This is a genomic window from Arthrobacter sp. SX1312 (assembly GCF_002929295.1).
Lineage (GTDB): Bacteria > Actinomycetota > Actinomycetes > Actinomycetales > Micrococcaceae > Arthrobacter_D.
Genome location: NZ_PJIM01000002.1, coordinates 504,276 through 525,775, shown reverse-complemented (window position 1 = coordinate 525,775; position 21,500 = coordinate 504,276). Strand labels below are relative to the sequence as shown.

Annotated in this window: 17 protein-coding genes; 7 read left to right on the top strand and 10 right to left on the bottom strand. The window is 67.9% G+C overall.

What is annotated here, in order from left to right; genetic code table 11:
- Entirely contained in the window at positions 1-1,620 is a 1,620-nt protein-coding gene (locus CXQ92_RS09865; protein ID WP_104167569.1) for a glycosyltransferase family 87 protein, read from the bottom strand.
- A gap of 191 nt (positions 1,621-1,811) precedes the next feature.
- On the opposite strand from CXQ92_RS09865, the gene CXQ92_RS09860 reads away from it, so the two are divergent.
- The gene (locus tag CXQ92_RS09860) at positions 1,812-2,897 is read left to right on the top strand and encodes an inositol-3-phosphate synthase (RefSeq protein ID WP_104167568.1); all 1,086 of its coding nucleotides are present in this window, start codon (positions 1,812-1,814) and stop codon (positions 2,895-2,897) included.
- 76 nt (positions 2,898-2,973) lie between these two features.
- On the opposite strand, the gene CXQ92_RS09855 is transcribed toward CXQ92_RS09860, so the two are convergent.
- The 4 genes from CXQ92_RS09855 to CXQ92_RS18655 all read right to left on the bottom strand — a co-directional run bounded on the left by CXQ92_RS09855 (position 2,974) and on the right by CXQ92_RS18655 (position 7,020).
- Entirely contained in the window at positions 2,974-4,641 is a 1,668-nt protein-coding gene (locus CXQ92_RS09855) for a formate--tetrahydrofolate ligase (protein WP_104167567.1), read from the bottom strand.
- Between the two features lie 25 nt (positions 4,642-4,666).
- Positions 4,667-5,437, bottom strand: coding sequence for a phosphatase (locus CXQ92_RS09850; RefSeq protein WP_104167566.1), 771 nt, complete (start codon positions 5,435-5,437; stop codon positions 4,667-4,669).
- 30 nt (positions 5,438-5,467) lie between these two features.
- On the bottom strand, positions 5,468-6,715 hold the full coding sequence (mshA, locus tag CXQ92_RS09845; RefSeq protein WP_104167565.1) for a D-inositol-3-phosphate glycosyltransferase: 1,248 nt from the start codon (positions 6,713-6,715) through the stop codon (positions 5,468-5,470).
- 182 nt (positions 6,716-6,897) lie between these two features.
- Positions 6,898-7,020, bottom strand: a complete 123-nt coding sequence (locus tag CXQ92_RS18655) for a hypothetical protein (protein WP_258069841.1) — start codon at positions 7,018-7,020, stop codon at positions 6,898-6,900.
- A gap of 594 nt (positions 7,021-7,614) precedes the next feature.
- Here CXQ92_RS18655 and CXQ92_RS09835 point away from each other — a divergent pair.
- Positions 7,615-8,781 carry a DUF418 domain-containing protein gene (locus CXQ92_RS09835; protein WP_104167563.1) on the top strand — a complete coding sequence of 389 codons (1,167 nt, stop codon included), beginning with the start codon at positions 7,615-7,617 and terminating at the stop codon, positions 8,779-8,781.
- Here CXQ92_RS09835 and CXQ92_RS09830 read toward each other — a convergent pair.
- Positions 8,778-9,428 (bottom strand): histidine phosphatase family protein, encoded by a 651-nt coding sequence (locus CXQ92_RS09830; RefSeq protein WP_104167562.1) that lies wholly within the window; start codon positions 9,426-9,428, stop codon positions 8,778-8,780. The genes CXQ92_RS09835 and CXQ92_RS09830 overlap by 4 nt on opposite strands.
- Entirely contained in the window at positions 9,425-10,870 is a 1,446-nt protein-coding gene (locus tag CXQ92_RS09825) for a CCA tRNA nucleotidyltransferase (RefSeq protein WP_104167561.1), read from the bottom strand. Before CXQ92_RS09825 ends, CXQ92_RS09830 begins: the two co-directional genes overlap by 4 nt.
- A 192-nt stretch (positions 10,871-11,062) precedes the next feature.
- Here CXQ92_RS09825 and CXQ92_RS09820 point away from each other — a divergent pair, with 192 nt between their 5' ends.
- The 5 genes from CXQ92_RS09820 (at position 11,063) to trxA (ending at position 16,586) form a co-directional block, all read left to right on the top strand.
- The gene (locus CXQ92_RS09820) at positions 11,063-11,542 is read left to right on the top strand and encodes an NUDIX hydrolase (RefSeq protein ID WP_258069840.1); all 480 of its coding nucleotides are present in this window, start codon (positions 11,063-11,065) and stop codon (positions 11,540-11,542) included.
- A gap of 72 nt (positions 11,543-11,614) precedes the next feature.
- Positions 11,615-13,342 carry a murein biosynthesis integral membrane protein MurJ gene (gene murJ / locus CXQ92_RS09815; RefSeq protein ID WP_104167560.1) on the top strand — a complete coding sequence of 576 codons (1,728 nt, stop codon included), beginning with the start codon at positions 11,615-11,617 and terminating at the stop codon, positions 13,340-13,342.
- Between the two features lie 74 nt (positions 13,343-13,416).
- Positions 13,417-15,006: an ABC transporter substrate-binding protein gene (locus CXQ92_RS09810; protein WP_146067434.1), complete on the top strand. Its 1,590-nt coding sequence runs from the start codon at positions 13,417-13,419 to the stop codon at positions 15,004-15,006.
- 191 nt (positions 15,007-15,197) lie between these two features.
- Entirely contained in the window at positions 15,198-16,232 is a 1,035-nt protein-coding gene (trxB, locus tag CXQ92_RS09805; protein ID WP_104168189.1) for a thioredoxin-disulfide reductase, read from the top strand.
- A 27-nt stretch (positions 16,233-16,259) separates the two neighbouring features.
- Positions 16,260-16,586, top strand: a complete 327-nt coding sequence (gene trxA / locus CXQ92_RS09800; RefSeq protein WP_104167558.1) for a thioredoxin — start codon at positions 16,260-16,262, stop codon at positions 16,584-16,586.
- A gap of 1,528 nt (positions 16,587-18,114) precedes the next feature.
- Here trxA and CXQ92_RS17825 read toward each other — a convergent pair.
- The 3 genes from CXQ92_RS17825 to CXQ92_RS09790 all read right to left on the bottom strand — a co-directional run bounded on the left by CXQ92_RS17825 (position 18,115) and on the right by CXQ92_RS09790 (position 21,487).
- Positions 18,115-18,333, bottom strand: coding sequence for a hypothetical protein (locus tag CXQ92_RS17825; protein ID WP_146067433.1), 219 nt, complete (start codon positions 18,331-18,333; stop codon positions 18,115-18,117).
- 543 nt (positions 18,334-18,876) lie between these two features.
- Positions 18,877-20,022 (bottom strand): ParB/RepB/Spo0J family partition protein, encoded by a 1,146-nt coding sequence (locus tag CXQ92_RS09795; RefSeq protein ID WP_258069922.1) that lies wholly within the window; start codon positions 20,020-20,022, stop codon positions 18,877-18,879.
- Between the two features lie 466 nt (positions 20,023-20,488).
- Positions 20,489-21,487: a ParA family protein gene (locus tag CXQ92_RS09790; RefSeq protein ID WP_306738530.1), complete on the bottom strand. Its 999-nt coding sequence runs from the start codon at positions 21,485-21,487 to the stop codon at positions 20,489-20,491.
- Between the last annotated feature and the right edge of the window lie 13 nt (positions 21,488-21,500).

Sequence of the window (21,500 nt, the reverse complement as noted above, 5' to 3'; positions counted from 1 at the left end):
TCACTGGGGGTCCTGCACTGGTCGATGATCGGGCACGCTGCGGACCTGCGGGCTCGCCGGGCCCGGCCCGTCACCGCCGGACGACAGGGTGACGGTCGGGTCCGCGCGGTCCTGCAAGCCTATCGGAGCGGCACTCACGGGTCCGCCCGCCTGCAGCCCTGCGACCGCCCGGCTCCGGGGCGGGAAGACGCGAGGTCCCAGGGCTCCCAGGGTGAAGCGGTCGCGCGCCCCGTCGAACGGGCCGCCCTGGGGGTCGTCGATACCGATGCGCCGCACCACGTCGCGGCGCGGCGCGAGGATGTCCGCGACGACCACCCCCATGACATATGCCGTAGCAAGCATGTGGGCGAGGACCGCCCAGGAGTACGTGCCGACCCCCAGATTGTTCGCCGCTGGGCCACCGCTCGTCATGCCCCCCAGGTACAGCCAGACCGCCGCCCAGTGGAGGATCTCCACGAGCTGCCACACGAAGACCACCCGCCAGCGGGGAACCGCGAGTGCCATGAGCGGCACCAGCCACAGGGCGTACTGCGGCGAGTACACCTTGTTGCAGAGGACGAACGCGCCGACGATGAGCAGTGCCAGCTGGGCCAGCCGGGGCCGGCGGTCCGCGCGCAGCGCGAGGACCGCGATGCCCGCGCAGGCGAGCACGAACAGGACGGCCGCACCCGCGTTGATGGCAGCCGGGGTGAGGGTGGCGACGCCTGCCTGGCGTGCCAGGGCGTTGTAGACGTACCAGCCCGAGGAGAATCCGGCGTCGCGCGTCTCCGAGAAGGTGAGGAAGTAGCCCCAGCCCGCCGGATCACGCAGCAGGAACGGCAGGTTCACCGCGAGCCAGGCCGCGAGCGTGCCCGCCAGGGCTCCGACGAGGGGCCGGTAGCGCCCCGTCCGGATCGCCAGCACCAGCACCGCCCCGAGCATCAGGACCGGGTAGAGCTTCACCGCGGCACCGAGCCCCCAGAGGATCCCCGCCAGGACCGGCCGGTCGCGTGCGAACGCCAGCATGCCCGCGGTCGCGAGCAGCACGGCCCAGAGATCCCAGTTGATGGTGCCCGCCAGGATGATCACCGGTGCCGTGGCCACGACGGCCGCATCCCAGGGACGCCGTCCGGCGAGGCGGAGGGTCGCCAGGACCGTCAGGATCCACACCCCGGCCAGGAGCACGGCGTTGACGTCGAAGTAGAGGCGGGAGGCCACCGCCACGTCCGCCCCTCCCGCGACCACCTCCACCAGCACGGCGGTTCCCGAGGCGAGCAGCCCGAGCAGCACCGGGTACTCGAAGAGTGCGCCGGGTGTGATGAACGGCAGGACGCCCTCCCCGAGACCCCGGCTCTGGTAGAGCTCGGTCCAGTCGGAGTAGCAGGCCCGGTAGAAGTAGTCCGGTGAGGACCACCCCTCGATCCGGCACGGGTTCTTGACGACGACGGCCAGGACGGCCGAGCAGACGGTCAGGAGGATCAGCACCCGCTCCACCGTGAACCATCCCGGTGTGACACGGCCGGGATCGGCGCGGCGCCCGAGCGGGCCCCCGACGCACTCGACCAGGGGCCGCAGCGCCGGGTCGGAGCGGCTCGGGACACTGATGCGGTAGGGGCCGCGCCTGCCCGTGCCCGAGGTCATTCCCCGAGCCTAACCGCCTCGCGTCCCCGGATGGGCAGCGTTCCCGGGCCCGTGACCGGGGAGGCCGACCCGCGCGAGGAATGAGGCGGCCTCCACCCGCGTTGGAAAGGGAACGTACACTGGCATTCCCTGCCAACCGCGCCCGGGGCGATGACGGCCGGGGCATATTCATCAGGCTTTCGAGGAGAACTGTGGGACAGAACCCCATTCGCGTGGCAATTATTGGAGTCGGCAACTGTGCCGCGTCGCTGGTCCAGGGCGTGCACTACTACCGCGACGCGGATGCGGCGGGCGCCATTCCCGGCCTGATGCACGTCGAGTTCGGCAAGTACCACGTGGGGGACGTGCAGTTCGTGGCGGCATTCGACGTCGACGGCAAGAAGGTCGGCCACGACCTCGCCGAGGCCATCGGTGCGAGCGAGAACAACACGATCAAGATCGCCGACGTGCCGCCGACCGGCGTCATCGTCCAGCGTGGACACACCCTGGACGGCCTCGGCAAGTACTACCGGGAGACGATCGTCGAATCGGACGAGGAGCCCGTCGACATCGTGGCGCAGCTCAAGGCCTCCAAGGCCGACGTCCTGGTCTGCTACCTGCCCGTCGGCTCGGAGCACGCCGCGAAGTACTACGCGCAGTGCGCCATCGACGCCGGCGTCGCGTTCGTCAACGCCCTCCCCGTCTTCATCGCGGGCACCAAGGAGTGGGCGGACAAGTTCACCGAGGCCGGTGTCCCGATCATCGGGGACGACATCAAGAGCCAGATCGGCGCCACGATCACCCACCGTGTCATGGCGAAGCTGTTCGAGGACCGCGGCGTCACGCTCGATCGCACCTACCAGCTGAACGTCGGCGGCAACATGGACTTCAAGAACATGCTCGAGCGCGACCGCCTCGAGTCGAAGAAGATCTCCAAGACCCAGGCCGTCACCTCCAACGTCAAGGCCGAACTGCGGGCCGATGACGTCCACATCGGCCCCTCGGACTACGTCGCCTGGCTCGACGACCGCAAGTGGGCCTTCGTCCGCCTCGAGGGCCGCAATTTCGGTGACGCCCCCGTGTCACTCGAGTACAAGCTCGAGGTCTGGGACTCGCCGAACTCGGCAGGCGTCATCATCGACGCGATCCGCGCGGCGAAGATCGCCCTGGACCGGGGTATCGGCGGACCGATTCTCTCGGCCTCGAGCTACTTCATGAAGTCGCCGCCGGAGCAGTACGCCGACGACATCGCCCACGAGAAGGTCGAGGCCTTCATCCGCGGCGACATCGAGCGCTAGGCAGCATCACAGGAGGCCGGGACGGATCGCCGTCCCGGCCTCCTGTGTGTCCCGACCGGTCCGGGCAGGGCGGGTGCTAGAACAGTCCGACGGCGTTGCCGTCGGCATCCACGTCCATGCGGAGCGCGGCCGGCTCCTGCGGCAGTCCGGGCATCGTCATCACGGAACCCGTGAGCGCGACGACGAATCCGGCGCCGGTCTTCGGGATGAGGTCCCGGACGTGGACGGTGAAGCCCTTGGGTGCGCCGAGCAGGCTCGGGTCGTCCGAGAACGAGTACTGGGTCTTCGCCATGCACACGGGCAGTCCCGACCACCCGTTCGCCTCGATCTCCTTCAGGCGACGCAGGGCCGGGACCGAGAAGTCGACGCCGTCCGCTCCGTACATCTCCTGCACGATGATGCGGATCTTTTCCTCCACGGGGAGGTCGAGCGGGTAGAGGTGGGAGAAGGCGACGGGCCGCTCGAGGGCCGCGAGGACCTCGGCCGCGAGTTCGTCCCCGCCCGGGCCACCCCCGCCCTGGCCCCACACGTCGGCGACGGCGGCGGCGATCCCCTCGCCGGCGCACCAGGAGAGCAGCCAGTCGAGCTCCTCCTGCGTGTCGGTACTGAACCTGTTGATGGCGACGACGGGCGAGATCCCGAACTTCTCGATGTTCCGCACGTGGCGGAGGAGGTTCGCCGTCCCGCCCCGGAGCGCCTCGGCGTCGGGCCGCGCGAGGTCGGCCTTGGCGACCCCGCCGTGCATCTTCAGGGCACGGACGGTCGCGACGATCACGACGGCGTCGGGTGCCAGATCCGCGACCCTCGCCTTGATGTCCATGAACTTCTCGGCCCCGAGGTCCGCGCCGAAGCCGGCCTCCGTGACGACGATGTCCGCGAGGCGGCGGGCCGTCCGGGTGGCGATGACGGAGTTGCAGCCGTGGGCGATGTTCGCGAAGGGACCACCGTGCACGAGGGCCGGCGTGCCGGCGATGGTCTGCACGAGGTTCGGCTTGAGGGCGTCCCTGAGCAGCAGGGCCAACGCCCCCTCCACCCCCAGGTCCCGGACGGTCAGCGGCCGGCGGTCGTAGGTGTAGCCGAAGGTGATGTCCGCCAGGCGTTCCTTCAAATCCGCGGGATCGGTGGCCAGGCAGAAGACGGCCATGATCTCGGAGGCCACGGTGATGTCGAAGCCGTCCTGGCGGGGGGTTCCCTGCATGGGCCCCCCGAGGCCGATGACCACCTCGCGCAGGGCGCGGTCGTTGACGTCCAGGACCCGCTTGAACGTGATGCGCCGCGGATCGATACCGAGCTCGTTGCCCTGGTGGATGTGGTTGTCGATGAGTGCGGCCAGCGCGTTGTTCGCGGAGGTGATGGCATGGAAGTCGCCGGTGAAGTGCAGGTTGATCTCGTCCATGGGCAGCACCTGCGAGTAGCCGCCACCGGTCGCGCCGCCCTTCATCCCCAGCACGGGCCCGAGGGAGGGCTCACGCAGGGCGATCATCACGCGCTGCCCTGCCCGGGCGAGGGAGTCCGCGAGCCCCACCGTGCAGGTGGACTTCCCCTCGCCCGCGGGGGTCGGGCTCATGGCGCTGACCAGGACCACCTTGCCGGGGGTGCGGCCGTCGTCGGGCAGCAGCCGCGGGTCGATCTTCGCCTTGTATCGGCCGTGGAACTCGAGGGCCTCCCGCGGGATCCCTGCCGCGTCGGAGATGTCCTCGATGGGCCTGACCGCGGCGGCGCGGGCAATCTCAAGATCGCTCATGCAGCCAACCTACCAGCGCCCCGGATCAAGCCCGCGGGAGCCCTGCCCGCCCGAGGACGTAATCGATGAGGGGTTCGTACAGTCCCGGGGTCACGTTGTCGTCGAGCGGGACGGCGACGTCGAGCTGGCCCTGCGCCTCCGAGACGAACAGCCCGGGGTCGTTGCAGTCCGCGAAGCCGACGGTCGGCAGTCCGGCATTCGCCGCATGGCCTGCCCACCCGTGGTCGGCCACGACGAGGTCCGGGAGGTCGTGTCCGGCGCGGGTGAGGGTCTCGAGGCTCAGGCGCATGGGCTCCGGGAAGTGCGTGTGCATGAGTCCACCGTGCTGATGCCATACGAGCACCCCGAAGACCTGGCGGATGTCCCCGGCACCGAAATGGCGCCCCTCGGGGACCCGCACCACGGTGGCACCCGCGGCGGTCACCGCCTGCGCGAAGGCAGCATGGACGGGGAGCAGGCCCGCGGGGTGGCCCGTCGCGAAGAGGATCCGCTCCTTCCGGCGGGCGGACGCCCCCAGCCGGTCGGCGAACCGGTCGAGGGCCGCGATGCACTTCACGGCGTCGATGGTGTCCTGGCCCTCGGTGTGGTTCCGGTCGGGGCTCGTCCCCACGCGTTCGTGCATGAGGTCGAAGACGTCGTCGTAGGTCCACTCCCTGGTGTGTTCCACCCCGAACTCGAGGTGTTCGTTGCGCTCGAGGAAGAGCCGCATGTGCTTCAGGTTGTCCTGCCGCGGCGTGGCCACGAGCCCGGTGATGCGGACGGAATCGAGGTAGGTGGCGAGCTCGGTGGGATTCACGCTTCCATCCTAGGGTGCGCGCACGGGGCGTCAGCGGGCGGGCGCCGTGGAGAAACGCTCGACGGCGGTGCGGTAGCTCTGGGCCGTCAGCAGGGCCGTGCGCTGCCAGCCGAATGCCAGCGCATGGGTGGCGGCCCCGCGGCCCAGCGTCTCCTTCAGGCGCGCGTCGTCATGCAGCCGTTCGAGCGCGTCCGCCCAGGCGGTCGCGGAGTGACCGTCCACGAGGAGGCCGCTGCGCCCGTCGCTGACGGCCTGCGGCAGCCCGCCGACGTTGGCGACGATCACAGGGGTACCGCACGCCTGTGCTTCCAGCGCCACGAGGCCGAAGGATTCACTGAAGGACGGCATCACCACCGCATCCGCGGACCGGAACCACTGGGCGAGGTGGGAGGCCGTGACAGGCGGGTAGAGGCGCACGTCCCGGGTGAGGCCGGCGTCGTCGATGAGGGGCTGAAGGGCCAGCGCCTCGGAGCCGCTTCCCGCGCCGAGGATGCTGACGGCGAGCGGGATGTCCGGCCGCCGGCGCCGGAGGTCCGCTGCCGCGGCGACGAGGACCTGCGGACCTTTCAGCTTCTGGATCCTCCCGGCGAACACCACGTGGAACTGCTCCGGAGGGAAGGCCAGCGCAGCCCGGGCAGCGGCGTGATCACCCGGGTTGAACGTCGACAGGTCCACGCCGGGAGCCACCACGTCGACGCGGTCCGGCTCGGCGCCGTAGAGCGAGATGAGCTCGGACGCCTCGGTGCTCGTGTTCGCGATCAGACGCGCTGCCCCCTCGACGACGGCCTCCTCGCCGGCGATCCGCTCGGCCGGTTCCGGAGCACTGAGGGCCTTCATGCGCAGGTTCTTGACCTTCGCCATCGTGTGCATGGAGTGGACCAGGGGCAGGTTCATCTCCCGGCTGAGCGTGAGACCCACCATTCCGGAGACCCAGTAGTGGGAATGCAGGACGTCGAAGTGGCCGTCCGCGAGGAGGTCGGCCACGTCCGTGATCGCGTCGGCGAAGGTGTCCGTCAACCCCGGCAGGTCTTCCTTCGGGATGCGGTGGCGGGGTCCCGCGTCGAGGTGGTGGACCACGACGCCGTCGGCGAGCACCTCACGCCGCGGGCGTCCCTCGCCGGCCTCGCGTGTGAAGATCTCGACGTCGATCCCGACGCCGGCGAGCTCGAGGGCGGTGCTCCTGACATAGACGTTCATGCCGCCGGCGTCACCCGTGCCGGGCTGCTCGAGGGGGGAGGTGTGCAGGGAGAGCATGGCCACGCGCCTGACGCCGGACACACCATCTCCCTTCCGACCGGAGCGGGAAGGCCGGTCGCGTAACCTCACGACCCTATAACGCCTCGTTCACGCCCCTCATTCCGTGAAGCAGCGCACTCCTGCCCGTCGGTGACCGTCGACCGCACCCGGGATCGCTGATCTGATCGCCGGCTGCGGTCGACGCCGCGGGGCCGGCCCGCAGGTCACTTGATGAACGTGGTGTGCTGGGGCAGCGTCAACCGCTGCGATGCCTCCCACGGGTCACGGGGCCGGCTCACCCAGTTCCGTCCCCACAGGGACAGGCTGTTCCTCCATCTCCTCAGCATGCGTTGCACCTCCTTCCTGCGGTGGAAACCGGGCATCGGGTGTGCTGGGACACCCGGGAGGTCCACCCCCGGCCGGGCGTCCGGGAGCGGAGTCAGCGATCCGCCCATGATGAATTCGCCGGAGGCAGGGAATGGTGCGGAGGGATTGTCGGTGAATTGGGCAGGAATGGGCCTGGAATCGGGCATGACGGACTTTCGGCGGGACGGAATTCGGCAGGGGCGAGCCACGAATGGCATTGCCGGGAAAGGAGAGGTGGGGAAGCCGCGCACGGGCACGGGGGACGGTGCTGGATCGGCCGGCTACCGCCGGTGCGCCGACTTCCTAGTGGAGACGGAGGACGAAGGCGGGATCGGTCGGGCGGGCAAAGGCTCCGCCGAGCATGGTATTCACGATCTCCACCTCCAATACGTCGAGTGACCTGCGGTCATGCGGCCACGGCTTCCCTCGCGGTTCGGGTCGGGAACTGTTCGAGTTGGAACGGTCCGAGTTGGGAAGACCCAATGGCACGTGAATAAAGCTACCGTATGGAATATGCACAGGCATAGCCCTTCTGGTGAATTCATCGGGATAATTTCGGGGAGAGGTGGGATCGGGTGCCGGGACCGGTGGGTGGGAACTCGCGCATCGCGCAGGTCGACGCCCTGAGGGGTTTCGCCCTCTTCGGGATCCTCATGGTCAATGTGTGGTTCTTCGCCGACTCGTCCCATCTGGCGGGAGGCCAGGTTCCGTCCAGCGCACCACGGACAGAACTCGGGATCCGCTTTGCCGTGGTGATGTTCTTCGAGGGCAAGTTCTACCTGCTGTTCTCGCTGCTGTTCGGCTACGGGTCCGTCGTGCTCGCTGCAGCAGCCGGCAGGGACGGGGCGAGCATCATGGCACGGCGCCTCGTCTTCCTCGGAGTCGTCGGCGTCGTTCACGGGCTGACCCTGTTCTACGGCGACATCCTCCTGACCTATGCGGTCGCAGGCGCGGTCCTGCTCGCCGCCGGGTCCATGGCGCCGCGTGCACGCCTCGCCCTCGCGATCGGTATCACGCTGGGGATGGCCCTGCTCCTCGTCGCCGCGGCGCTCCTGCTCCTCGGTGGCGCGGCAGGTACCGAGGTCTCCGCCGCGCAGACCACGCCGACGGCGTCCCCTGCCGCCGCACTCGCCGCCAACGCGGCGACCTACGGCGTCGTCCTTCCGTCCGTCATGTCCTTCCAGGGGCCACTCGCCCTCGCGGCCTTCCTCGCGGGTTCCGCACTGGCGATGCTGGGGGTCCTCCGACCGGCGGTGCCGCCACGCGCCGTGCTGTGGCGCGTCGTCGTCCTGACCCTCCCCCTCGGTCTGGCCGGCTCGGGGTACTCGGCCCACCTCGACGTGTGGGGTGGGGACAGTGCCGTGCCGCTCCTGGCCACCGGGATCTCGGTCGTGGTGTCTCCGCTCGTGACCGTGGGCTATGCCGCGTCCCTCCTGCTGGTGCTGGAATCACGCGCCGGACGCGTCGTCACGGCAGTGCTCGCTCCGACCGGTCGCCTGTCACTGAGCAACTACCTCGCCCAGTCCGCCGTGCTGTGCCTCGTCTTCACCGGCTACGGGTTCGGTCTGATGGACCGCCTCCCGCCCACCCTCGTGGTCGTGGTCGTCGTCGTGCTCTTCGCGGGACAGGCCGCCGCCAGTCACCTCATCCTCGCGAGGTACCGGACCGGTCCGCTCGAGTGGGCCCTCCGGCGCTTCGTCCGCAGGTCAGCGCAGCCGGCGTCGGGGTCCGACGGCGCCTAGAGGTTCCAGTGCACGATGGCAGGCGTGTGCTTGTCCCAGCCCAGCGCGCAGACCGCGGCGGTGCCGAGGACGAAGCGCCGTCCCTCGATGCCACCGAACTGGAGCCAGCGGGCCGCGACGATCCGCAGGAAGTGGCCGTGGGCGACGAGCAGCGCATTCTGCACGGGCGTCGCCCCCGGGTCGTTGTCGGCGGCAGTACCGCACCCCGCCTGGACCCGGGCGATGACGCGGTCCGCCCGCTCAGCCACCTGGTCCAGCGTCTCCCCGTGCGGCGCGCCGTCGTTCCAGATGAGGTAGTCGGGGTTCTCTGCACGGACCCTGGCACTGTTGAGCCCCTCGTTGTCGCCGTAGTCCCACTCGTGGGCGTAGGGCAGCACCTCGGCGTCGGGGAAACCCGCGAGTTCGGCCGTGCGGACGGCGCGCTGCAGGGGGGAGGTCACCACGAGGTCGAACTCGACGCCCTGGAGGTGCTCGCGCGCGGCGAGCGCCTGCTCCTCCCCGTAGCCGGTCAGGGGGAGATCCGTCAGCCCCGTGTAGCGGCCGTCCCTCGACCACTCCGTCTCGCCGTGCCGGAGCAGCCAGAGGCGGGGCAGGGGTGTCCCGGACGGGGTGAGGTCCGGTGCTGCGGCGCCTGACAACGGCTTCATGGGGTGCTCTCCTGGGATTCGGGTTGCTCGCTCCACCACTGCCGGAGCTTGGTCTGTGCGTCGGCGGGGTCCTGCGGCCCGTGTTCCATCCGCTCCTCGAGGAGGAACCGGTAGGCGCGGCCCACCACGGGGCCGGGGCGGACGCCGAGCAGCGCCATGATCTGCTCGCCGTCGAGGTCGGGGCGGATCGAGGCCAGCTCCTCCTGGTCGGCGAGCGCGGCGATCCTCGCCTCGAGATCGTCGTAGGCGAACGCCAGCCGTTCGGCCTTGCGCCGGTTCCGGGTGGTGACGTCGGAACGCGTGAGGCGGTGGAGCCGCTCGAGGAGGGGTCCGGCGTCGCTCACGTAGCGTCGGACGGCCGAATCGCTCCAGCCGGCCTCCCCGTAGCCGTAGAACCGCATGTGCAGTTCCACCAGACGGGCGACGGCCTTGATGGTGTCGTTGTCGAACCTCAGCGCCCGCAGCCTCTTCGCCGCGAGCTTCGCGCCGACGGCGTCGTGGTGCCGGAAGCTGACGGCGCCTCCGGGCTCGAACTTCCGGGTCGCGGGCTTTCCGATGTCGTGCAGGAGGGCGGCGAGCCGCAGGACGACGTCGGGCCCCGGGACCGGACCGTCGCCGCCCGACTCGAGGGAGCACGCCTGGCGCAGGACGGTGAGGGAATGCTGGTAGACGTCCTTGTGACGGTGGTGCTCGTCCGTCTCCAGCCGCAGGGCGGACACCTCCGGCATCACGTGCTCCGCGAGCCCGGTCTCCACCATCAGGTCGATCCCGGCGTCGGGCGCCGCGCCCTGGATGAGCTTGACCAGTTCGTCCCGCACGCGCTCGGCCGAGATGATGGAGATCCGCTCGGACATGTGCGTCATCGCTTCCGTCACCTCCGGGGCGAGAGCCACACCCAGCTGGGAGACGAAGCGGGCGGCACGCATCATGCGCAGCGGGTCGTCGGAGAACGACGACGACGGCGTGCCGGGAGTGCGGAGGACGCCCGCGTGCAGGTCCCTGACACCGCCGAACGGGTCGACCAGTTCGAGGGACGGCAACCGGAGCGCCATCGCGTTGATCGTGAAGTCGCGGCGCTCGAGGTCGTCCTCGAGGTTCGCGCCGAAGGCGACCGTCGGGTTCCTGGACGACGGGTCGTAGGCCTCCGCGCGGTACGTGGTGATCTCGATCTGGTAGCCGTCCTTGCGGAGGCCGATCGTGCCGAAGGCCCGGCCGATCTCCCAGTAGGCGTCCGCCCAGCGCCGGACGACCGCGAGTGTCTGGTCCGGGTCGGCGTCCGTGGTGAAGTCCAGATCGGGCGACACCCTGCCGAGGAAGAGATCGCGCACCGGCCCCCCGACGAGCGAGAGCTCATGGCCCGCGGCGTCGAAGAGTTCGCCGACCTCGAGGACAACGGGAGGAAGGGGTGCGGTGAGGGTGGAAGTGTCCAGCAGGTGCGCCATAGTCCCTTAAGGGTGCCAGATCAGCCCCCGTTTCCCACACCGTGGACCGGGCCGCATGATGCCGTGACGCTGCTGTGGGAACGGGCGGGCCGCGGCCCGGGTCGTCATCGTCCCGGGCCAAAGATCGTTAGAGTGGTCTGCATGGACCGACCCGTTCCAAGTGCTCCGAAGCGCACCCCATTGACAGTGTCAATGGGAACCACGGGTATGCCTGCCGTGCAGCACCAGCTGCCCACGGTGGAGGAGGTGTCCGCGGGCGGCATCGTCGTCGACGCGTCGAAGGACACCCTCGACGTCGCCATCATCGCCCGCCTCAACCGCGGCGGACGCCTGGAGTGGTGCCTGCCCAAGGGCCACCCGGAAGGCTCGGAGAACAACGAGGAAGCGGCCGTCCGGGAGATCGCCGAGGAGACGGGCATCGAGGGCAGGATCGTCTCCGCGCTCGGCAGCATCGACTACTGGTTCACGGTCAGCGGCCACCGCGTGCACAAGACCGTCCACCACTATCTCCTGATCAGTACCGGCGGTTACCTCACCATCGAGAACGATCCCGATCATGAGGCCGTCGACGTCGCGTGGGTGCCCCTGCAGGACCTCGGGCGCCGCCTGTCCTTCCCCAACGAACGGCGGATCGCCGATCTCGCCCGTGAGGTCCTGCCCGAGCACCTCTGAGCCCGGCGCGCGACCACCGCACCCGGGCGGCGGCGCGCCGCCGTCGTCCCATCGGTGAGACGATGGGGAGCGATGTCTGACACGAACACAGCCTCGGTACCCCTGCAGGACCCCGGTCACCCGGTCCGCGATGACCCCTCGGCGCCGCGCGGCGGCTCCATGGCCCGGGCGAGTGCGATCATGGCCGCCGGCACCCTCGTCTCGCGGATCCTCGGCCTCGTCCGTGTGGCCCTGCTGGCGACGGCGATCGGCGCGACGGGTCAGGTGTCGGACCTGTTCACCTCGGCCAACAACCTCCCCAACTTCCTCTACCTGATGCTGGCCGGAGGCGTGTTCAACGCCGTCCTGGTGCCCCAGATCATCCGCGCCAGCAAGCAGCCGGACCGGGGGGCGGACTTCGTCAGCCGGCTCCTGACCCTCACTGCCGCGGCGCTCCTCGTCCTGACCGTGCTCGTCACCCTCGCCGCGCCGGTCATCGTCGGCGTGACCACGAGCTTCACGGGGGCGAACCTCGCCCTCACCACGGCGTTCGCCTTCTGGTGCCTTCCGCAGATCTTCTTCTACGGGATCTACGCGGTGACCGGTCAGATCCTCAACGCCAACGGTTCGTTCGGTCCGTACATGTGGGCGCCCGTCGTCAACAACGTGGTGTCCATCGCCTTCCTGATCGTCTTCATCGCGCTGATGGGTGGCGAGCAGGCGGAACGGCACCAGCCGGATACCTGGACCATGGAGCAGACGGTACTGCTGGCCGGGGGGACCACGCTCGGCATCGTGATCCAGGCGCTCGTGATGTTCATCCCGCTGAAGCGCCTGAACCTGGGCCTGCGGCCGAAGTTCGGGATCCGCGGCACGGGCCTCGGGAGGACGGGCAAGCTCGCGTCGGTCACGATCCTCACGATGCTCATCGGCAACGGCCTCTATCTCGTGAACCTGCGCGTCGCCACCATCGCCTCGGACGCCCGGCAGGGCTTCCTCGCCCAGGACCCTCCCGTTCAGATCCCGGGCTCCACCAACCTCGAGTTCGGCGCGATGGTGTACCAGCTGCCGCACTCCGTCATCGCGCTGTCATTGGCCACGGTCATGTTCAACCAGCTCTCGTCCGCGCATGCGGACGGCGACATGCGGACCGTACGGGCCACCCTCTCGCGGGGCCTGCGCATGATCGGCGTGGCCACGGTCTTCGGCGCGGCGGCCCTGCTCAGCTTCGCCGGACCCCTCGGCGTCCTGTTCAGCGAATCCCCCGAAAGTGCTGCCATCAACGGCGTGATCATCGCGATCCTCGCCGTGGGCGCCCCGTTCCTCAGCGCCAACTTCTTCCTCAACCGTGTCTTCTATGCCAGCGAGGACGTCAGGACACCGCTCAAGATCCAGATCGTCCTGTCCGCCGTAGGGGTCGGCCTCGCCCTCATCGCGGGCACGTTCGATCCCCAGTTGATCGTGCCGATGCTGGCCGTCGCCTACTCGCTCGGCAACGCGATCGCCGTCGTCGTCAGCCACCTGTTCCTGACCCGCAAGATCGGGCCCTACGGCGCCGGACACGTCTTCGACGTCCATGTCCGCCTCACCCTGGCCGGGATCATTGCGGCGATCGCAGGGACCGCACTGTGCTGGGCGTTCGGAGGGTACAGCGCGGACGGCTTCCTCTGGCAGTCGAAAGTGAACGCCCTCGTCGTGCTCGCGATCGGCGGTGTCCTCATGTTCGCCGTGTACGTCGTCATGCTGAAAGTGCTGCGCGTCACCGAACTCACCGAGCTCGTGGGCCCGCTCCTCGGACGATTCCGCCGCAGCCGCGCCTGACCCTCCAGCCCGGGAATGGACCGACCGACCGGTAGCATGGGTAAAAATCAGCCAGGGTTTCCGGGGAGGAACACGTGCCAGAAGCAGTAGACGTCGGTTCAGTGCTGGGTGGCCGGTACAAGGTAACCGCCTACGTCCTGGCCTCTGCTGAGAAGGACCTCGTGCTCGACGGCGTCGACCAGGTCCTCAACCGGCCCGTCAGCATCCTCGTCGCCTCGGCCGGCAACGCATCCCAGGTGGCCACGAGCGCCCGGGAACTGGCCACGGGTGACCGGGACGGCAACATCCAGGTCCTCGATCTCGGTATCACCGACTCCGGTACCTATCTGGTGACCAACCGTGCGCCCGCCGCCGACATGCTCGACCTCATCGTCCAGCAGGACGCACCGGCCCACGAGGCGCCGTACATCGAACCCTTCTTCACCGACACGCTCGGTTCCGAGATCTTCGGCCGGCCGCGCTCCACGGAACCCGAGACCTACGACGACGACGACGAGGATTACGACGACCGCCCCCAGCGCCCCTCGCGGCTGTCGGGCCTGACACAGCGTTTCGGCCGGCGCTTCGGAGGTCCACGGGAGGACGACACCTCGGACCTTGCTCCCGTTCCTGCCGAGCCGGTCGCCGCGCAGCCCCTGTCCGAGCACCGGACGTCCTCCCATCGCGTGCCGCCGCCGCCGAACCGGCGGCCGGGCGGGTCCTCGCCCGCGGGCGCCCGGGAGGAGCCCGATGGCGGATCCCGCGCAGAGAACGGTCCGGGCCGCCTGAGCCCTGCCGCCGTCGCAGCCGGCGCAGCCGGCGCAGCCGGCGCAGCAGGAGCGGCATCGGTCGTGGGAGCCACGGGAGGCCAGAAACCCGCACGGGCTGCCTCGACGTTCCCGTTGTCCGCCTACAGCGACGACGAAGACACCCGAACCTCCAGTGACGATGATCCGGACGACTACGACACGGAGCAGGCGGACCGGGACGACGACAGCGACAGCGGTGGCCGGAAATTCACCCGGATCCTCGTCGGAGCGGTGCTCACCGTCGTCCTGGTGGTCGCGGTCGTCCTGGCGACGACGCATCTCGGGTCGGTGTTCAGCGGCAGCAGGCCCGTCGCCGAGGAGGATCCGGTCCAGTCCACGACCGCACCCGCCGAGACCCCGGCACCCGTTCCGGCCACGCCTTCGGCGGAGCCCACACCTGCGACGGTCGAGGTAGCGCCCGTGATCACGGGCATCACCCGCCTCGTTCCGGACAACCCCGGGCTCGACGCCGGCAACGACGGGACGCTGCCGCTCATCATCGATGGGAACCCCGCGACCTTCTGGGGCAATCAGGTCTACGCCAGCGACACCTTCGGAGGACTCGCCACGAACCTGGCGCTCGTCGTCGAACTGGAGCAGGAGTCCACCATCACCCAGGTCACCATCGACCAGTTGAACGCGGCGGGTGGCACCTTCTCCGTCCTGGTGAACGACCAGCCCACTCTCGAGGGCGCCGAGCAGATCGCCCAGGGCGGTTTCACCGCGCCGACGGCGAACCTCCCCATCCCCTCTGGCGCGGACGGTCCCGTCACCGGCCGGTACGTCATCATCAATTTCACCCAGCTGCCCCGGCTCTCCAACATCCAGGCCCAGTTCCCGTTCGGGCTCAGGATCGCCGAGATCGAGGTCGGCTGACCCTTCGGCACGTGGCGCGCGGTCCTGTCGATCGTGTGTCCAGGTGCGCCCGGCGCCGCTCCCTCGATGGAATAACCGCACCGGCGGCTCCGTTGTGGGAGGTGTCCGCGAGAAACGCCCGGTACGGCCGAATCAGCGCAGGAAAAACAGGAAGGTCTTCCGAGAACGTGACAATTCACACCGATGTCCAACTGGAAACACCCACGGCAGATCCCGCCGGTGGGGAGCAAAAGGTCCACGACGTCATCATCGTCGGTTCCGGGCCCTCCGGTTACACCGCGGCGGTCTACACCGCGCGGGCGAACCTCAAGCCCCTCATGATTGCGAGTTCGGTCAAGGCCGGCGGTGAGCTCATGAACACCACCGACGTCGAGAACTTCCCCGGATTCCCCGAAGGTGTCATGGGCCCTGAACTCATGGAGCAGTTCGAGCAGCAGGCCCGTCGGTTCGGCACCGAGATCCTCTATGAGGATGTGGTCTCGGCAGAGCTTTCCGGAGACATCAAGAAGCTCACCATCGCCACAGGCGAAGAATTCCTCGCACGAGCGGTCATCATCTCGACCGGCTCCGAGTACCGGGAGATCGGCCTAGACGACGAGAAGCGGCTGTCAGGGCACGGTGTCAGCTGGTGCGCCACCTGCGACGGATTCTTCTTCAGGGACCAGGACATCGCCGTCGTCGGCGGCGGTGACTCGGCCATGGAGGAGGCTCTGTTCCTGACGAAATTCGCGCGCTCCGTGACGGTCATCCACCGACGCGACAGCCTCCGTGCATCGAAGATCATGCAGGACCGCGCCTTCGCCCACGAGAAGATCCGCTTCCTCTGGAACTCGGAGGTCGTCGGGATCCACGGTGCCGACAAGGTCACCGGAGTGAAGATTGCGAGCACGGTCGACGGCTCCACCTCCGACGTGGACGTCACCGGCATCTTCGTTGCCATCGGCAATGACCCGCGAGTCGATCTCGTCAAGGACCAGCTCCAGCTGACCAGCGAAGGCACCATCGCTGTCCAGGGACGCACGTCCAAGACGTCGCGGCCGGGTGTGTTCGCCGCAGGAGACGTCATCGATCCGACCTATCGCCAGGCCATCACCGCCTCGGGCAGTGGCTGCGTCGCCGCCCTCGATGTGGAGCACTATCTGGCCGACACGGTCAGTACGAGCCTCACCGCGGCCCGCGTACCCACCCCGCCGGCCGAAGCAGTTTCCGAATCAGCCACCCTCTGATCGATCACCTACGCAAGGAGCAACACAATGAGCAACGCAAAGGATGTGACGGACGCGTCTTTCGACGCTGACGTCCTTCAGGCCAGCAAGCCCGTCATCGTGGACTTCTGGGCCGAATGGTGTGGCCCCTGCCGCATGCTGTCGCCGATCCTCGACGACATCGCCGCGGAGCACAGCGAGAAGGTCGACGTCGTGAAGGTGAACGTCGACGACAATCCCGGTATCGCTGCCAAGTACGGCATCACGTCGATTCCCGCCGTGTACGTCTTCAAGGGCGGAGAAGTCGCGGCGACCTCCATCGGTGCCAAGCCGAAGCAGGTCCTCGAGCAGGAGTTCGCTGCATTCATCAACTGATTGCACTGTTGGAAGAGGGGCTCGTCGGACTGATCCGGCGGGCCCTTCTTTTCTGCGCTCTGCTTTCCATGTCATTGATCGCGGGGGCGAGGCTTGTCGATCGCCACAGACCCGACAGGCCGCATCTTCCTTCGCACCACGCCGATCGTCGTCCGGGGGCCGGAGCCTGTGCACTTCTGATAGGCGAGCCCCTTTTCCCGGATCGCTGCAATAAGCACCCTGCTCGCGCAATGGCGAGGGGTCGGTATCCGGCACGGCCCGGAATCCGTCCGACGACCGAAGTGGACTCCTGGAGCTGGCCCCCTCCCGCCGCATTTCCTCCGAAGGTGCGGTTTCACGTGAAACGCACACCACGCTGCAGGAGTGGACAAAAATCACACGTTCTCAATTGTTTTCTTGTTTGACTACCCCTCTACGCCCGTCCAAAAATGTTCGTCGAACGTTGCCCCTAACCGTCCGTACATTGCCGGTACAGCAATTGCCTACCGAGACTCCCGCATTGGAGACGCACCCGTCGTGCGCGCTGTTCCTGCGCTATTCGGTTGCTGGTTCCGACTCGAGCCCGGCTCCGGCCGCGGCCCCTCCTGATCGCCGTCCGATATCCGGGCCTGTGCCGCCCAGCCGCCGGCGGCCGGGCGGCATAGTTACCGGGCCGCGGCTGCGTTTCACGTGAAACAGCGATCGAGGGGTGCACGAGCTCGCTTCGCATGTCCTCAGTCGAATGATCGGTGCTCAGTGGAACGTGCACCGTCGAATCCATGTAAACCTCCCGGAGGCGACACGACGGCGTACCGGCAGTCGAGCGATTCGTCCGCCGACGCTCGGCCCAACAACCTACTGCAGGTCCCAGGCGGACCCGTGCATCCCCGCGACATGATGTCCGCCATACCGCCGGATCGACGGAAGACAAGAACGCGATGTTGCAGGGGAGCCCCGGCGCGCACCGACTTCGTCCTCGTACAGGCCAATTGACCAAGCCGTAGTAGTCCGGCTTCCGACCCACCTCGTAAGAGGACTATCGAAATTCTCCTCCGAGCACTCCACGCTCCGTGCCGCGCCGGTTTGCAGACTCATGTTTCACGTGGAACCATGCCCTACAATTCAGAGCCCCGAAAGCTCCCAGTACATCGGTATAGGTCGACATGCGACATTGGTCCGACACCATCACCTCGACGACTGCTAGCCACACCGCCCGGCCTGGCGCGACACCATCGCCCACGACGTCGCACAATCCACAGTGGCGGTTCCGTACGCTCAGCCGCTCCTCCAACGTCTCGGCCTCGGACACTGGACACCGGCACGGGAGGACGAAGTCGCGCATGTGGGCCCGTTGCCGATCGCGGTTCCACCCCGCGTCCCATGGCAGATGGGTCAGCGCGTGCCCCTGCACCACACGCGCGGACCGGCACCGGCCACGCTTGGACCTCAGTAAGTATCACCGTCGAGTACATCGGCACGACGCCCGGTCGCGCGTGCTTCCCGCCCGCCCGCGTCGCTCCATCACCGTAGCCAGGAGAACCTGCGACGCTCATCCGGAGAGTGTTTCACGTGGAACCTCGATGTGATTCCAAAGGAGGCCGCCCATGGCAAGCATCACCACCGTTTCGGCCTCAATACGTCGCCACCAGCGATTCAGGCGTCCGTATGTCGGCATCACAGGGGTGACGGCCTCGAACCCGCATCGATCGAACGTCGAGCCGCTGCCGATGGAGTCATCCCGGCCAAGCGGCCAGTCGGTTCGGATCACAGGGCGGACAATCGCCCATTCCGCCTCACGCAGCGGCGGCCCTCAACTCACCTGGGAGCGGGGAATGGGCACCGCACGGATCAACCTCCTCGCGCCACCGCACAGCCCCCGGCCCGAACGAGATCCAGTCCGAGGGGGGTCGGGTTCCACCTGAGACCGAGCGCGATGTTCCACGTGAAACACGACCGGAGCAGCTCAGGCGCCGCTGATCGCGCTCCATGTGGCCGGAAGCCGGACAGCAGTACGCACCTTCACGCACTGAGCGATAGCTGGTGCGGACGCCGAGGGCCAGCAACGCACTTCCGCACCTCGAAAGCGTGCGACCAGCGGTGAGTGAGCCGCATGACGCGGTTGGTTCATCAGAACACATCACGCAACGCGTAGATTCGGATCGTGCGACAGCCGCTCGCTCCACATCCGGTACCGATGCGTTTCGGTCCAATTAACGTTTGGGGATCTTGTGAGAGGCAGCCGGATGGCAGCTGCTGGAAGGGAAGGCGGGAGGGGGCGTGTTTCACGTGAAACACGCCCCCTCCGGTTCTGCTAGTCCTTCGTGGGAGACAGGACCCCGATGATCCTGTTCAGATCGTCGACACTGGCGAACTCGATACTGACGCGACCCTTCTTCGCCCCCAGCGTAATCTTCACATTGGTGTCCAGGCGGTCCGACAGAGACGTCGCCAAATAGTCCAGGCGTTCGTGCCGTGCACCGTCCTTCGGCGTGGCCGGCTTGCTGGCTCGTCGCAGCCCGCCGCTGAGTGCCACGATCTCCTCCGTGGACCTGACGGACAGTCCCTCTGCCACGATCTTCTGCGCCAGCTTCTCCATCTCGGCGGGATCGGCGAGCCCGAGCAGGGCCCGCGCATGCCCAGCGGAGAGGATTCCCGCGGCGACGCGTCGCTGGACGAGCGGGGGCAGCTTCATCAACCGGAGGGTGTTGGATATCTGCGGTCGTGAGCGGCCGAGCCGTCCGGCCAGCTCGTCGTGCGAGCAGCCGAAGTCGTCGAGCAGCTGCTGGTAGGCGGCCGCCTCCTCCAGGGGATTCAGGGCACTTCTGTGAAGATTCTCCAGCAGAGCGTCCCGGAGGAGATCGTCGTCGAGCGTCGACCGGATGATCGCGGGGATGGTCTTCATGCCGGCCTCGCGCGACGCACGCAGGCGCCGCTCACCCATGACCAGCTCGTAAGGAGCATCCCCGGCTTCCTTGGACGGGCGCACGACCACCGGCTGCAACACCCCGATCTCACGGATCGAGTGGACCAGCTCAGCGAGCTCGTCCTCGTTGAATTCGACACGAGGCTGCTTACGGTTCGGGTGGATACTGTCCAGTGACAGGTCAGCAAAGGTAGCCCCCGGCACGTCGACGAGGACACCCTCTGCTCCCGCGGAAGTCCCGAGTGAGGGCGCGACCGGCGCGACCGTTTCACGTGAAACCTCCGTCGTCGCAGTCTCCACCGACGGATCGGGTGCAGTCCCGTCACTGACACCGGCAACCGACGGGCCCGGAGAATCCGCAGTACCACTTTGGTCCTGGCCCGTGACTCCGGGAAAATCCTCCGAGACCTCGACGCGCTGCTCAGCCTCGCCTGCTACTGACGGCTCGGTCCGTGCTCCGTCGGAAGACGGAGGCTCTACGGGCGAGTCCTTATCGACAGCCGCTGCGACAGGTGAACCTTCCTCGACGCCCAGGGTCGCATCGTCCGCGGATCCGACCGCGGCGGGTGGTTCTTTGCTGGTGGACCGCGCAGCGCTCCGGACTTCTGAACCTCCGGCCGTCTTCTTCGGTCCTCCCTTGGCAACCCGTTTCGTTTGAGCATCAAGAACGTTCTTGTTGATCCCGCTCCGCAGGGCCGACGAGTACGAGCGCGGCTGCTCCGCCACGTCGTCCTCGGTGACGCGCTCGAAGAAGAGGTCCACGGGTCGTCCCCCTTGCTTCCGGGAGGCAGGGCTCGGCGACTCACGAACTTCGCGCTTCTCTTGCTCCCGCTCGGGCTCGCTCGGTCGAGGGGCCTCTTCGGCCGGGCCGCTGGGGATCAAAGCTCCTAGTCCCCGGCCGAGGCCGCGCCGCTTTTCCGCCATGTCATTCCTTCCACGATTCGGAGCTGTGCTCCGGCTCTACGTCTTATGGACCCCACGGGCCGAGGGTGGGCCGCCGTCAGGACCGTGACGCGATTTCAGCGGCAGCTTCCTGATAGGACAGGGCTCCGCTGGATGAGGGATCGTACGTCATGACGGTCTGCTGGTAGCTCGGTGCCTCGGAGATCCTGACGGAGCGCGGAACCACTGCTTTCAGTACCTGCTGGGGGAAGTGCTCCCGCACTTCCGCCGCCACCTGGGCCGCGAGGTTCGTGCGGCCGTCGTACATGGTCAGGAGGATCGTGGAGACCGAGAGATCGGCGTTGAGGTGCTTCTGGATCATCTCGATGTTCTTCAGCAGCTGGCTGAGTCCTTCGAGCGCGTAGTACTCACACTGGATGGGGATGAGCACCTCCTTCGCGGCAACGAACGCATTGACCGTCAGGAGACCCAGGCTCGGCGGGCAGTCGATGAAGACGAAGTCCAGGCGGGGCTCGCCTTTCTCCTCGCGCTGCTTGGCGTAGACCTCGATCGCACGGCGCAGGCGCTGCTCGCGTGCCACGAGCGACACCAGTTCGATCTCGGCACCGGCCAGGTGGATCGTGGCCGGAGCGCAGATCAGGTTCGGCACATCCGGGCAGGCAGCGACGACGTCTCCCAGCGGGACATCATCGATGAGGACGTCGTAGATGGAGTCGACATCGGCGTGGTGGTCGATGTTCAGGGCTGTGGACGCATTGCCCTGCGGATCGATGTCGATGACCAGCACCTGCAGACCGGCGGTAGCGAGGGCGGCTGCGATATTGACCGTCGTCGTCGTCTTGCCCACCCCGCCCTTCTGGTTGCTGATGGTCATGATGCGCGTGCTCTTCGGCTTGGGGAGTTCCTTGCCGAGGAGCTTCTCGCGGCGTCGGGTCTCGCTCGCGAGTTCCCGTCCGAGAGGCGAGGAGTCGTCCATCGCCTCCATCACGCTCTTCCCCTTGACGGGCTTCTTCGTCGTCGGGGCATTGACGGAGTCAGGAGCAGCAGTGACGGTTTCACGTGAAACGATCCCCGTATTGCCCGGGTCTGAAAACACTCCCGGTTGTATT